This window comes from Streptomyces sp. NPDC107528 (genome assembly GCF_055639295.1).
In genome coordinates this window covers 1-12,233 of sequence record NZ_JBVKAV010000025.1, presented here as the reverse complement: position 1 = coordinate 12,233, position 12,233 = coordinate 1, and the positions used below count along the sequence as shown (strand labels likewise).

14 protein-coding genes are annotated in these 12,233 nt (G+C 71.5%); 2 read left to right on the top strand and 12 right to left on the bottom strand.

Annotated elements, in window-relative coordinates; all coding sequences use genetic code 11:
• Positions 1-15: 15 nt before the first annotated feature.
• The 10 genes from ACZ7L5_RS44380 to ACZ7L5_RS44335 all read right to left on the bottom strand — a co-directional run bounded on the left by ACZ7L5_RS44380 (position 16) and on the right by ACZ7L5_RS44335 (position 8,564).
• Positions 16-351 (bottom strand): histone-like nucleoid-structuring protein Lsr2, encoded by a 336-nt coding sequence (locus tag ACZ7L5_RS44380; RefSeq protein WP_328425060.1) that lies wholly within the window; start codon positions 349-351, stop codon positions 16-18.
• A gap of 225 nt (positions 352-576) precedes the next feature.
• Positions 577-1,140 (bottom strand): amino-acid N-acetyltransferase, encoded by a 564-nt coding sequence (locus ACZ7L5_RS44375; protein WP_328425062.1) that lies wholly within the window; start codon positions 1,138-1,140, stop codon positions 577-579.
• A gap of 9 nt (positions 1,141-1,149) precedes the next feature.
• Positions 1,150-1,656, bottom strand: a complete 507-nt coding sequence (locus ACZ7L5_RS44370) for a BlaI/MecI/CopY family transcriptional regulator (RefSeq protein WP_471524779.1) — start codon at positions 1,654-1,656, stop codon at positions 1,150-1,152.
• A gap of 179 nt (positions 1,657-1,835) precedes the next feature.
• Positions 1,836-2,015 carry a hypothetical protein gene (locus tag ACZ7L5_RS44365; protein ID WP_328425066.1) on the bottom strand — a complete coding sequence of 60 codons (180 nt, stop codon included), beginning with the start codon at positions 2,013-2,015 and terminating at the stop codon, positions 1,836-1,838.
• A gap of 69 nt (positions 2,016-2,084) precedes the next feature.
• Positions 2,085-2,780 carry a hypothetical protein gene (locus ACZ7L5_RS44360; RefSeq protein ID WP_471524777.1) on the bottom strand — a complete coding sequence of 232 codons (696 nt, stop codon included), beginning with the start codon at positions 2,778-2,780 and terminating at the stop codon, positions 2,085-2,087.
• Between the two features lie 380 nt (positions 2,781-3,160).
• Entirely contained in the window at positions 3,161-3,958 is a 798-nt protein-coding gene (locus ACZ7L5_RS44355; protein WP_217207191.1) for a type III pantothenate kinase, read from the bottom strand.
• 7 nt (positions 3,959-3,965) lie between these two features.
• The gene (gene nadC, locus ACZ7L5_RS44350) at positions 3,966-4,937 is read right to left on the bottom strand and encodes a carboxylating nicotinate-nucleotide diphosphorylase (RefSeq protein WP_471524724.1); all 972 of its coding nucleotides are present in this window, start codon (positions 4,935-4,937) and stop codon (positions 3,966-3,968) included.
• A gap of 5 nt (positions 4,938-4,942) precedes the next feature.
• A complete protein-coding gene (locus ACZ7L5_RS44345; RefSeq protein WP_471524722.1) occupies positions 4,943-6,652 on the bottom strand; it encodes an L-aspartate oxidase in 1,710 nt (569 codons plus the stop codon).
• The gene (panC, locus tag ACZ7L5_RS44340) at positions 6,649-7,638 is read right to left on the bottom strand and encodes a pantoate--beta-alanine ligase (RefSeq protein WP_328880134.1); all 990 of its coding nucleotides are present in this window, start codon (positions 7,636-7,638) and stop codon (positions 6,649-6,651) included. Before panC ends, ACZ7L5_RS44345 begins: the two co-directional genes overlap by 4 nt.
• A complete protein-coding gene (locus ACZ7L5_RS44335; RefSeq protein ID WP_471524720.1) occupies positions 7,635-8,564 on the bottom strand; it encodes a Rossmann-like and DUF2520 domain-containing protein in 930 nt (309 codons plus the stop codon). Before ACZ7L5_RS44335 ends, panC begins: the two co-directional genes overlap by 4 nt.
• Positions 8,565-8,762: 198 nt before the next feature.
• On the opposite strand from ACZ7L5_RS44335, the gene ACZ7L5_RS44330 reads away from it, so the two are divergent.
• Entirely contained in the window at positions 8,763-9,956 is a 1,194-nt protein-coding gene (locus ACZ7L5_RS44330) for a threonine aldolase family protein (protein WP_471524718.1), read from the top strand.
• Here ACZ7L5_RS44330 and ACZ7L5_RS44325 read toward each other — a convergent pair.
• Positions 9,946-10,161, bottom strand: coding sequence for a hypothetical protein (locus ACZ7L5_RS44325; protein ID WP_471524716.1), 216 nt, complete (start codon positions 10,159-10,161; stop codon positions 9,946-9,948). The two genes, ACZ7L5_RS44330 and ACZ7L5_RS44325, sit on opposite strands and share 11 nt — an antisense overlap.
• A gap of 180 nt (positions 10,162-10,341) precedes the next feature.
• On the opposite strand from ACZ7L5_RS44325, the gene ACZ7L5_RS44320 reads away from it, so the two are divergent.
• The gene (locus ACZ7L5_RS44320; protein ID WP_471524714.1) at positions 10,342-11,448 is read left to right on the top strand and encodes a DUF5937 family protein; all 1,107 of its coding nucleotides are present in this window, start codon (positions 10,342-10,344) and stop codon (positions 11,446-11,448) included.
• Between the two features lie 24 nt (positions 11,449-11,472).
• On the opposite strand, the gene ACZ7L5_RS44315 is transcribed toward ACZ7L5_RS44320, so the two are convergent.
• Complete coding sequence (locus ACZ7L5_RS44315) at positions 11,473-12,129, bottom strand: AAA family ATPase (protein ID WP_471524712.1); 657 nt, start codon at positions 12,127-12,129, stop codon at positions 11,473-11,475.
• Positions 12,130-12,233: the final 104 nt, after the last annotated feature.

The window sequence follows — 12,233 nt, the reverse complement described above, 5'->3', positions numbered from 1 at the left end:
AGGCATCGACCCGGATCAGGCGTTGGCCTTCTCGTATGCCTCGCGAATGGACGCCGGAACGCGGCCGCGGTCGTTGACCTCGTAACCGTTCTCCTTGGCCCACGCGCGGATCTGCGCGGTGTCCTGGCTGCCGCCGGAAGTTGCGCGCGCCTTTCCGCGCCCACCCGAAGCGCGGCCTCCGGTGCGACGACCGCCCTTCACGTAAGGCTCGAGAAGGCCGCGGAGCTTGTCCGCATTGCCGGTCGTGAGATCGATCTCGTACGTCTTGCCGTCCAACGCGAACGTCACGGTCTCGTCCGCCTCGCCGCCGTCGAGGTCGTCGACAAGAAGGACCTGAACCTTCTGTGCCACCGGATTTCCTTTCATCGATAACTTGAGGGCCTGGGGTCTGCGGCGTCCGCCGTTTCGCCGTCCCCTGTTATATGCAGTACTGCAGTACGTCGGAAAGCAAACCGCTTTTGCTGGAAAAACACAAACCCCCGGGAGAGACTCACAGGCCGACTGCGGTCCGGAAACATGCGCGTTTCGGACATAGGGCACCTGGGCAGGGTCACCCGTCGGAATAGTGGGTGACGATCACAGATGCAGAAGCATCCGGCTGTTGCCCAAGGTGTTCGGTTTCACTCGTTCGAGACCGAGGAACTCCGCGACCCCCTCGTCATAGGAACGCAGCAGCTCAGCGTAGACATCGGTGTCCACCGGCGTCTCGCCGATCTCGACGAAGCCGTGCTTGCCGAAGAAGTCCACTTCGAAGGTCAGACAGAAAACGCGGCGAACGCCGAGCCAGCGCGCGGTGTGCAGCAACTTCTCCAGCAACTGATGACCGACGCCGGCGCCCTTCAGGCCGGGCTTCACTGCCAGCGTGCGGACTTCCGCCAGGTCTTCCCACATCACGTGCAGGGCCCCGGCGCCGACGACCTCGCCGTTGTCGTCCCGTTCCGCGACCCAGAACTCCTGGATGTCCTCGTAAAGCGTCACCGTGGCTTTGTCGAGCAGGATGCGGCGCCGGACGTACTCGTCAAGGAGACGACGCACCGCCGGGACATCGCCGGTACGGGCCCGCCGGACGGTGATGGCTTTTGCGGTGACTTCTGGGCTCTGAGCCGCGGGGCTCTCGGCCGAGTGGCTCTCTGCGGACATGAGCGGACGCTATCGCCCGTCGGGCTCCGGTGCCGAGGCGGGGTTCTCGGGGGCGGTATCGGCACGGGTATCCGGGGCGGTATCGGTGCTGGTATCGCCGCTGGTATCGGTGCTGGTGGTATCGGCGACAGCGGCGGTATCGGTGCTCGTAACGCGGCGCGTATCCGGTACTTCCGTGGGTTCGGGCGTTTCCGGGCCCTGGACGATGCGTACGGCGTTGCGCAGGGCCTGGCGCTGTTCCTCGCTCATCATGCCGAAGAAGGCGACGAGTGCGGCGGCGGGGTTGTCGCTCTGGGACCAGGCGTCGTTCATCAGGGCGGCGGCGTAGGCGGCTCGGGTGGAGACCGCCTCATATCGATAGGCCCGGCCTTCCGCCTCGCGGCGTACCCAGCCCTTCTGATGGAGATTGTCCAAAACGGTCATCACCGTGGTGTACGCGATGGACCGTTCCTGCTGGAGATCTTCCAGGACTTCTCGAACGGTCACCGGGCGGTTCCACTTCCACACCCGCGTCATGACCGCGTCTTCGAGTTCTCCCAATGGGCGAGGCACAGCTCGCACAATAGTGGGAGATCTGGGTGTTGGCGTGCCGGACGTGCTCTTTCTCCGGCAAACAGGAACAAAAAGGGGCGTACGACTCGGAAAGCGGCGAGCTCGGAGTCGTACGCCCTCGTACGTCGTCGTACGTCGTCGGGTCAGGCGTCCGGGGTCGCCGAAGCCTGGCGGGTGCCCTCCACGCGCGCGAGGGCGGCATCCACGGCCGCGTCCTCCTTGGCCTTGTTGGCTCCGCCCTGGGTCTTCACGATCACCCTGATCACACCGATGAAGAAGACGGCCATGACGGCCGGGGGGAGGAGTGCGGAGACGTAGTCCATGCGTCCAGGGTAGCCAGGGGGTGTGGGTGGATGGGGCGGGGGTTGGGGGTTGTGAGGTGGGTTCGCGTCTCAGCCTGCGGCCAGCTGCTGGGGCGGGTTCGCGGGGGGTGGGGTCGGTTTGCGGCGGGGGAAGACCTCGCCGGGGGTGGGGATGGGGCGCGTCGGCTTGGGGGCCGGTGTGCGCTCGGGGCCGGGACCGGGGTCCGGTTTGGGGGTGGCCGGCTTTTCTGCCGGCTTCTTCCGGGGCGGCTGGGCGGGGTCCTGGCCGGCTGCCTGCGCCGGGAGGTCGGCCGGGGGTCGGGGGCGCTCCTCGGAGAGGCCTCCAGGGAGGGCCAGGAGGTGCGTACGGGACGCGGGGATGGCCGGCTTGGCAGGAGTGGCCGGGCGGGCGGTGCCAGGCGCCAGGCGGGCTCTTACGTCCTGTTCCGCCAGTGCCTGGCAGCGGGTGAGGAGGACTGCCGCGGTGGGGTTGCCGCGCAGGGCGCGCAGGGCTGCGAGGTCCTCGGCGGTCGGGGGGTGCCCGGCGCCGAGCGCCTCCTCCAGAAGGGTGAGGTAGCCGGCTGCGGTGCCGGGGAGGGCGGCGCGATAGCGGGCGAGGTCGGCCGTCAGGAAGGCGCGCAGCCGGGCGCCCTCGCGCATTGCCTCGTCTAGCGACTCTGCGAGGCGGAGGCAGTCCTGGACCTCCTCGGCCGAGGCGGGGCTGGGGTGTAGGGCGAGGGCGAGAGCGCGACGGAGCACACGCAGCTCCTCCGCGCCGAACGCCATGGCGCCGCGGGATCCGTATGGCGTGGGCATGGGCCGACGATACGCGCTAATCAGACAAACGCGGCATAGGTGGGGTGGGTGTGGCGTGGGAGCCACTCGGGAGACGGGGGTGCGATGCCTGCGGCGGCCTGTTGCTGGTGGGTGGGGGTGCGTGTAGCGCCTGCGGGTGCGTGGTGGGTCGGGGCCGTGCCGGGTGGTGTCCCCTTGCCGCCGTACGCGGGTGCGACGCCGCGGGGGTGCGACACCCACGGCCGCTTCGCCGGTCTCTTCCAAGTGCCGGTCCAGGCATTCCGGCCCGTCCGGCGTTTGGGGACGAGGCCCGTTCAGGGCCGAAAGCGGGGGTCTGGGGGCCGTGGGCCCCCAGTGCCACACCGGCGGTGTCACATTCGGGACACGTTGCGTTCGTAGACCAGGCGGAGGCCGATCAAGGTCAGCCAGGGTTCGTGTTCGTCGATGACCGAGGATTCGCCCAGGACCATGGGGGCCAGACCCCCCGTGGCGATGACCGTGACCTCGTCGGGGTCGTCGGCGAGTTCGCGGGCCATGCGGTTGACCACGCCGTCCACCTGGCCGGCGAAGCCGTAGATGATGCCGGACTGCATGGCCTCGACGGTGTTCTTGCCGATGACGCTGCGCGGGCGGGCCACCTCGATCTTGCGGAGCTGGGCGCCCCTGACGCCGAGGGCCTCGACCGAGATCTCGATGCCGGGGGCGATGACACCGCCGATGTACTCACCGCGCGCGCTCACCGCGTCGAACGTCGTCGCCGTACCGAAGTCGACGACGATGGCCGGGCCGCCGTAGAGGTCCACCGCCGCCACCGCGTTGATGATGCGGTCGGCGCCGACTTCCTTGGGGTTGTCCGTGAGGATCGGGACGCCCGTCTTCACGCCCGGCTCGACGAGGACCGCGGGGACGTCGCCGTAGTAGCGGCGGGTCACCTCGCGGAGTTCGTGAAGGACCGAGGGGACCGTGGCGCAGATGGCGATTCCGTCGATGCCGTCGCCCAGCTCGTCGCCGAGGAGCGGGTGCATGCCCATCAGGCCCTGGAGCAGGACCGCCAGTTCGTCGGCGGTGCGGCGGGCGTCCGTCGAGATGCGCCAGTGCTCGACGATGTCCTCGCCGTCGAACAGGCCGAGGACGGTGTGCGTGTTGCCTACGTCGATCGTGAGGAGCATGCCCGTCCTACTCCGCCGCTCGCAGGTCCAGGCCGATGTCCAGGATCGGCGAGGAGTGGGTGAGGGCCCCCACGGCCAGGTAGTCGACGCCCGTGTCCGCGTACGCCTTGGCGTTGGCCAGGGTCAGGCGGCCCGATGCTTCGAGTGCCGCCCGGCCGTGCACGATCGACACCGCCTCCTCGCACTCGCCCGGCGTGAAGTTGTCCAGGAGGATCAGGTCCGCGCCCGCGTCCACCACTTCGCGGAGTTGGTGGAGGGTGTCCACCTCGACCTCGATCGGGAGGTCCGGGAAGGCTTCGCGGACAGCCTTGAAGGCCTGGCTCACGCCGCCCGCAGCCAGGACGTGGTTGTCCTTGACCAGGGCCGCGTCCGACAGCGACATGCGGTGGTTCACGCCGCCCCCGCAGCGGACCGCGTACTTCTCCAGGGCGCGCAGCCCGGGGGTGGTCTTGCGGGTGTCCCGGACCCTCGCGTTCGTGCCGTCCAGTACGTCCGCCCACGCGCGCGTGGCCGTGGCGATGCCCGACAGGCGGCAGAGGATGTTCAGCGCGCTGCGCTCGGCCGTCAGGAGGTCGCGGGTGCGGGTGGTGATCGAGAGAAGCGTCTGGCCCTCCGTCACGCGGTCGCCGTCCTCCACGTGGCGCTCCACCTCGAACTCGTCCTCGCAGACGATCGAGACCACCGCCTCGGCGACCCTGAGGCCCGCCACGACGCCCGCCTCACGCGCGACGAAGTCGGCGGTGGCGACGGCCTCTTCGGGGATGGTCGCGACCGTCGTCACGTCCACGCCGTGCGCCAGGTCCTCCTGGATGGCGACGCCTGCGATGTCCTCGACCTCGACCGGGTCGAGGCCCGCGTCGGCCAGGAGCTGGGCGAGCGCGGGGTCGAGGCCGCACTCCAGGTACTCCTCGTCGGCACCGCAGGCGCACTCGTCGCCGCAGCCGCCGGTCGGGGCGAGGGGAAGGTCGGGGGTGGTCACTGCTGTCACTGCTCCTGGGGACGGGTCGGGGGGAAGTCTGCGGTGTCTGTGGTGTGCACGGCCAGTGTGCGGTCCGGGTTCAGGCGTACGACGATGTGGCGGCGCCACGTCGCGTCGTCGCGGTCGGGCTCGTCCTCGCGCCAGTGGCAGCCCCGGGTCTCCTCGCGGAGCTGCGCCGCGGCCACCAGGACCCGGGCCACGCAGAGGAGGTTCGTGGACTCCCATGTGTCCACGCCGGGCTCGGCCGTCTTGCCGTTCTCGGCGAGGGCGTCACGGGCCTCGGTGTGCAGCTGCTGGATCTGCTCGGCCGCCTTCGCGAGGGAGTCCGCGGAGCGCAGGACTCCGGCGCCGTCGGTCATCGTTCGCTGGATCGCGAAGCGGGCCTCGGGGGCGAGCAGCGGGTGCTCGGGGGTCTCGGGGTACGGCACCGGGTGCGGCACGCGCGCGTGGAGGCCGTCGGCCGCACGGGCGGCCGCGATGTCGGCCACGATGCGCTCGGCGTAGACCAGGCCTTCGAGGAGTGAGTTGGAGGCCAGGCGATTGGCGCCGTGCACGCCCGTGCAGGCGACCTCGCCGCACGCGTACAGGCCGGGGACGGTCGTACGGCCCTGGGAGTCGGTGCGTACGCCGCCGGAGGCGTAGTGGGCGGCCGGGGCGATCGGGATGGGGGAGCTGACCGGGTCGATGCCGTTCGCGCGGCAGGCGGCGAGGATCGTCGGGAAACGGTGCTCCCACATGTGGGCGCCGAAGTGGCGGGCGTCGAGGAACATGTGTTCCGCGTCCTGCTCCTGCATGCGTCGCATGATGCCCTTGGCGACGATGTCCCGGGGGGCGAGTTCGGCAAGTTCGTGCTGTCCGACCATGAAGCGCACGCCGTCGGCGTCGACCAGGTGGGCGCCCTCGCCGCGTACGGCCTCGGAGACCAGGGGCTGCTGGCCCTCCGCGTCCGGGCCCAGGAAGAGGACCGTGGGGTGGAACTGGACGAATTCCAGATCGCTCACCTCGGCGCCCGCGCGCAGCGCCAGGGCCACGCCGTCGCCGGTCGAGACCGACGGGTTCGTCGTCGCCGAGAAGACCTGGCCCATGCCGCCGGTCGCGAGGACCACCGCGGGCGCGTGGACCGCGCCCACACCGTCGTGCTGGCCCTCGCCCATGACGTGCAGGGTGACGCCCGCCGTCCGGCCCTCGGCGTCCGTCAGGAGGTCGAGGACGAGCGCGTTCTCGATCGTGCGCATGCCGCGCGCGTGGACCGCCTCGACCAGGGCGCGGGAGATCTCCGCACCGGTCGCGTCCCCGCCTGCGTGGGCGATACGGCGGCGGTGGTGGCCGCCCTCGCGGGTGAGCTCCAGGCCGCCTTCCTCCGACTCGTCGAAGTGGGCACCGGTCTCGATGAGGCGGCGTACGGCGTCGGGACCCTCGGTGACGAGGATGCGGACCGCCTCCTCGTCGCACAGGCCCGCGCCCGCGACCAGGGTGTCGTCGAGGTGCTGTTCGGGGGTGTCGCCCTCGCCGAGGGCGGCGGCGATGCCGCCCTGGGCCCAGCGCGTGGAGCCGTCGTCGAGGCGGGCCTTGGTGACGACGACGGTCGTCAGGCCGGCGGCCTCGCAGCGCAGGGCGGCGGTGAGGCCCGCGACGCCGGAGCCGACGACGACGACGTCCGCGGTGATGGACCACCCGGGCGCGGGTGCGTGCAGTCGTATGCCTGTGCTGGTCACGAGGCGGCTCCGAAGGTCAGGGGGAGGTTGTCGATCAGCCGGGTCGCCCCGACCCGGGCTGCGACGGCGAGGACGGCCTCGCCGGTGAAGTCGTCCTCGATCTCGGTGAAGTCGGACGGGTCGACGAGCGCGAGGTAGTCCAGTTCGAGCGGCGGGTCGAGGCGGGCGGCCTCGTCGAGGAGCATGCGGGCGGCGGCGCGGATGGCCGCCGTGGCGCCAGGGACCGCCTTGGCGACGGCGTGTGCGTCGGCCGCCGCGCGGGACTCCCCTATGGCGCTGAGCGCTTCCGCACGCGCGCGGGTGGCGGGCACTTCGCGTGCCCGCGCGCGCAGCGCCTCCTGTGCCGCGTGCCGGTCGCGGCCGGCGAAGAGGGCCTGGGACAGCGCGAGTGCCGTGTGCCGCTCCTTGGGCGAGAGGTAGCGGTTGCGGCTGGAGAGCGCGAGGCCGTCCTCCTCGCGCACGGTCGGGACGCCCACGATCTCGACGCCGAAGTTCAGGTCGCGCACCATGCGGCGGATCAGGGCGAGTTGCTGGGCGTCCTTCTGGCCGTACAGGGCGACGTCGGGGCGGGTGAGGTGGAGCAGCTTGGCGACGACGGTGAGCATGCCGTCGAAGTGGCCGGGGCGCGAGGCGCCCTCCAGGCTGTCGCCCATGGGGCCGGCGCTGATGCGCACCTGGGGCCGGCCGCCCGGGTAGACCTCGTCCACGGAGGGCGCGAACACGGCGTCGGCGCCCGCCTGTTCGGCGATCTTGAGGTCGGCGTCCAGGGTGCGCGGGTAGCGGTCGAGGTCCTCGCCCTCGCCGAACTGCAAGGGGTTCACGAAGACGGTGACGACGACCTCGCCCTGCGGGCCGGCGATCGTGCGCGCGGTGCGGATCAGGGTGGCGTGGCCCTCGTGCAGGGCGCCCATGGTCATCACGACGGCACGGCGGCCGGCACGCGTGCGTGCGTGCAGTTCGTCGGCGGTGCGCAGCAGGGTCGTCATCGGGCATCTCCCTCGGCGCCGTCGGTCCCGTCTGCGAGTACCCCGAGGAGGTCCTCGGCGAGCTCCGGCTTGAGCAGTCCGTGGGCGAGCGCCCGGTCGGCGGTCGCGCGCGCCATCGCCAGGTAGCCGGCGACGGCCTGCGGGGCGTGCCTGCGCAGTTCCGTGACGTGCGCGGCGACGGTGCCCGCGTCCCCGCGCGCGACGGGGCCGGTCAGGGCCGCGTCGCCGGAGCGCAGGGCGTTGTCGAGGGCGGCGCCGAGCAGCGGGCCGAGCATCCGGTCGGGGGCCGCCACGCCTGCCTCGCGCAGCAGCTCCATGGACTGGGCGACGAGCGTCACCAGGTGGTTCGCGCCCAGCGCGAGCGCCGCGTGGTAGAGCGGGCGCCTCTCCTCGGCGATCCACTCGGGTTCGCCGCCCATCTCGATGACGAGGGCTTCGGCGGCCAGCCGCAGCTCCTCGGGCGCGGTGACGCCGAAGGAGCACCCGGCCAGGCGCTGGACGTCCACGGGAGTGCCGGTGAAGGTCATCGCCGGGTGCAGGGCCAGCGGCAGGCCGCCCGCGCGCAGGGCGGGGTCCAGGACCTTCGCGCCGTACCGCCCGGAGGTGTGCACCATCAGCTGCCCCGGTCGTACGGCACCGGTCTCGGCGAGGCCCTCGACCAGCCCGGGCAGCGTGTCGTCCGGGACGGTCAGCAGCACCAGCTCGGCGCGGGCGAGCACCTCGGCGGGCGGCACGAGCGGCACGTCGGGGAGCAGCTGCGCGGCCCGTCGCCTGGAGGCGTCGGAGACCGCGGATACGGCCACCGGGCGGTGCCCGGCGAGCTGGAGGGACGCGGCGAGTGCGGGGCCCACGCGGCCGGCGCCGACGACACCGACGGTGAGCCGCGCGGGGCGGTCCCTGGGATCTGGCTGTTGGCTTGTACTCACTCGACGGCGGCCTTCCCGTTCCAGTCCGCTCGGGGTACCGGACGATTTCTCGTCATGTTAACGCGATTGGTTCGAGGGGCGTTCGGTTGTCCACAGGCTGTGGGTTTCCACACGCCTTGCGCGCGTGTGTGGACGGGTGAGGGCAGCAGCCGAAACTCGGGTGCCCGCTCGGGTGGTCTCCCGGGATGATCCAGGGCCATGAGCGATACAGCGGAGCAGGGCATACAGCAGAGCACGCGGACGGACGAAGAACAGCGCAAACAGCGCTTCGAGCGGCGTATAGGCGCATTCCGGAGTGCGGAGCGTGTCCTCTCACGCCTCGACTTCCTGGGCACGCTCCGCGAGCGCCTCGCACTTCTGGAGGCGGCGCCGGACGTGTACGACCTGGGCGAGCGGGCGGACCTCTATGGCAACGGCGTCGTCGAGGCCCTGGAGGACAGGACCGCGGCGCTGCTCGGCAAGGAAGCCGCCGCGTTCTTTCCGACCGGCACGATGGCCCAGCAGATCGCCCTGCGCTGCTGGGCCGGCCGCACCGGCGACCCGACCGTCGCCCTCCATGCGCTGGCCCACCCCGAGGTGCATGAGCGAAACGCGTTCAGCCAGGTCAGTGGGTTGCGCCCGGTTCAGGTGACGAGCGAGCCGAGGCAGCCGACCGCCGCCGAGGTCCGCGACTTCGGGGAGCCCTTCGGGGCACTCGTACTGGAACTCCCCCTCCGCGACGCCGGTTTCCTGCTGCCTTCCTGGGACGAGCTCGTCGAGGTGGTGGACGCAGCGCGGGAGCTCGACGCGGTGGTGCACTTCGACGGTGCGCGCCTGTGGGAGTCCACCCTCCACTTCGGCCGCCGGCTGGAGGAGATCGCAGGCCTGGCGGACAGCGTCTACGTGTCGTTCTACAAGTCCCTGGGCGGATACGGGGGTGCCGCGCTCGCCGGTCCGCGGACGCTGGTGGAGGAGGCGAAGGTCTGGCGGCACCGCTATGGCGGCATGGTGTTCCAGCAGTTCCCCACGGCGCTGTCGGCGCTGGTCGGCCTGGAGCGGGAGCTGCCCCGGCTGCCGGAGTACGTGGCCCACGCGCGCGTGGTGGCCGCCGCGTTGCGCGAGGGGTTCGCCGCAGCCGGGGTGCCGTGGGCGCGCGTCCACCCCGAGGTGCCGCACACGAACGAGTTCCAGGTCTGGCTGCCGTACGACGTCGACGTCCTCTCCGAGGCCGCGATCCGGCAGGCGGAGGTGACGAGAACCGGTCTGTTCGCCAACGCCTGGGATCAGAAGGGCCCGGGGCTGGCCTGCACCGAGGTCTCGGTCCGCGGAGCCGGCCTGGAGTGGACGGCCGAGGACGTGAAGGAGGCCGTCGCCCGGTTCGTGGCCGTGCTGACCGAGGAGGTCAGTGGGTAGCGCGGGCCCGTCGACGTAGCCACCGCCCCAAGGCCTGGCGCATCCGCCCATGGGCCGGGCGTCCGGCGACCACCGCCCGGAACTGCCGGTGGTCGCGCCACTCACGCGCGACCTGCCAGTCATGGGCACCGGGCCCGGGCGGGGCGGGGTCGCCGTGTTGGTGGGCGCGGTAGGTGTCGAGGAGGTACTGCTGCGTGATGCTCATGGCGTATCGCCTCTCGGGACGTAGGAGACAGGTCGCAGGAGGCATGAATGCGGAGGGATCGGGCTCCGCGGTCGCCCCGGTGATCCCAGGCTTGCCTCCGTCCGGCGGCTGCGTCGCGTCGATTGACGGCCGTCGTCAATCGGCGGCCGCGTTGTCAGTGGCGGGGTGCACCATGAGGACATGAGCGTGACCATCGACATCGCGGGGCTGCGGCCGGAGAGGCTCGCCGTCGTGCCCTCACCGCTGGCCGAGCTCGGCATGGCGCTGCACGCGCTGTCGGAGCCGGGGCACCACCCGGGCCTGCAGGGCTGGGTGACGGGCGTCACGGCCCGGTTGGACCCGCACCTGGCCGACAGGATGTGCGAGGCCGACTTTTTGTGGCGGTCGACGTTCTCCGACCTCTTCCTGCCCTTCGCCGGCATCCCGGGCGGCAGCGCCCTCCCGGGCGCCACGCTGGCGGAGGAGCTGGATCAGCTGGACAAGCTGACGGACGAGCAGTTCGTGGACGCGGCCCTGGAGTTCACCTGCGCCCTGCCGTACAGCACGCGCGGGCCCGACGCGCTCTCCGACGCCGGCGTGCGGCGGCGCGCCCTGGACCTCGCGGCCGCGCGCGGACCGCAGCAGATGCGGTTCAGCGAGCGGCTGCTGTTCGATCCGCCGCGGATCCGGGCCTGGCTGCGGCAGTTCCTCCAGGACTGCGACGAGGCATTCTTCGCGGATACCTGGTCCCGGCTGCGCCACCAGCTCACGGCGGACGCCCGCCACAAGACGGATCTCCTGCGGCACAAGGGCCTGGCGGAGGCCCTGGCCGCAGTGTCCCCGGCGGTCACTCTCGACGAGGCAGCGGCACGGATCACAGTGGACAAGCTGGGCGATGGCCGTACGGCCACGGGGGACGGCGGCCTCCTCCTCGTCCCGACGAGCCTGGGCTGGCCGCACCTGATGGTCCTGCACCGCTACGCCTGGCAGCCGGTGCTGCACTACCCGGTCGGCTCCCCCGAACTCGCCGCCCCGCCCACGGTCGAGCAGCTGGCCCTGCGGATGACCGCGCTCTCCCACCCCGTGCGCATGCGTATCTGCCGCAATCTCGCCCGCAGCGCGTACACCACGGGCGAGCTGGCGCAGGCGCACGGCGTGACGGCTCCGGAGATATCCCGGCACCTGGGCGTGCTGAAGAAGGCGGGCCTGATCACCACCCGCCGCCGCGGGCGGTACGTCCTGCACCAGCTGGACGTGGCCGTGGTGGCCCGGCTCGGCAGCGACTTCCTGGAGGGGATCCTGCGCTGAGCGCGCCCCTCCTGCGCCCACGGCTCAGTCGAAGCGGATGTGCCTGACCCCGACCCTCGCCTGCCGCAGCCGTGTCCGCAGCGGGCCCTCGTTGTTGGGCCTCAGCCGCAGCCCGGCCAGGACGGCGATGCGGTCCGCCGTCTTCGGCACGGTCGAGTGGTCCGTCCACAGATGCTCGGCGAACTCCGGCTCCCGCAACCGCTCCAGGCAGTGGTCGAGCTGCTGGACGGCCCAGCTCTCCCGGCGCAGCCCGGTGCCCTTCCCGATGCCCTTGCCGGCGTTCTTGCCGGCGACGTACTGAAGGAGGTGCCCGAAGCCGCGCTCGCGCAGCCGTTTCAGGACGGTCTCGCGCTCGGCGAGCAGCGTGAAGTGCCGTACGTCATGGCCGAGTTCGCGCAGTCGGCCCACCGTCTCCTCGAAGTAGCCGGAGTGAGTGACCGTCATGGGCGCGATCACCACACCGTCGTGCTGGGTGAGGGCGAGGTCGAGGACCTCGACGACGCCCTGCCGCCAGGAGCTCAAGTCCTGGAAGTCCCCGCGCAGTTCGGGTGGCAGCGTCCGCCGCAGCCCGAAGCCCGCGTGCTCGGGGTCGCAGACCACGCTGCCGGGCAGGCGGCGCTGGATCTCGTACGCGGTCTGTGTCTTGCCGCCCCCGAAAGGGCCGTTGATCCACAGGAGCATGCGCAGACCCTAGGACCTGTCCGGCCGATCATGTGACTACTTCGCGTCGAGGACGTTGATGTGCTCATGGGGCGGGGTGATCTCACGGATGCCGAGTGGGAACG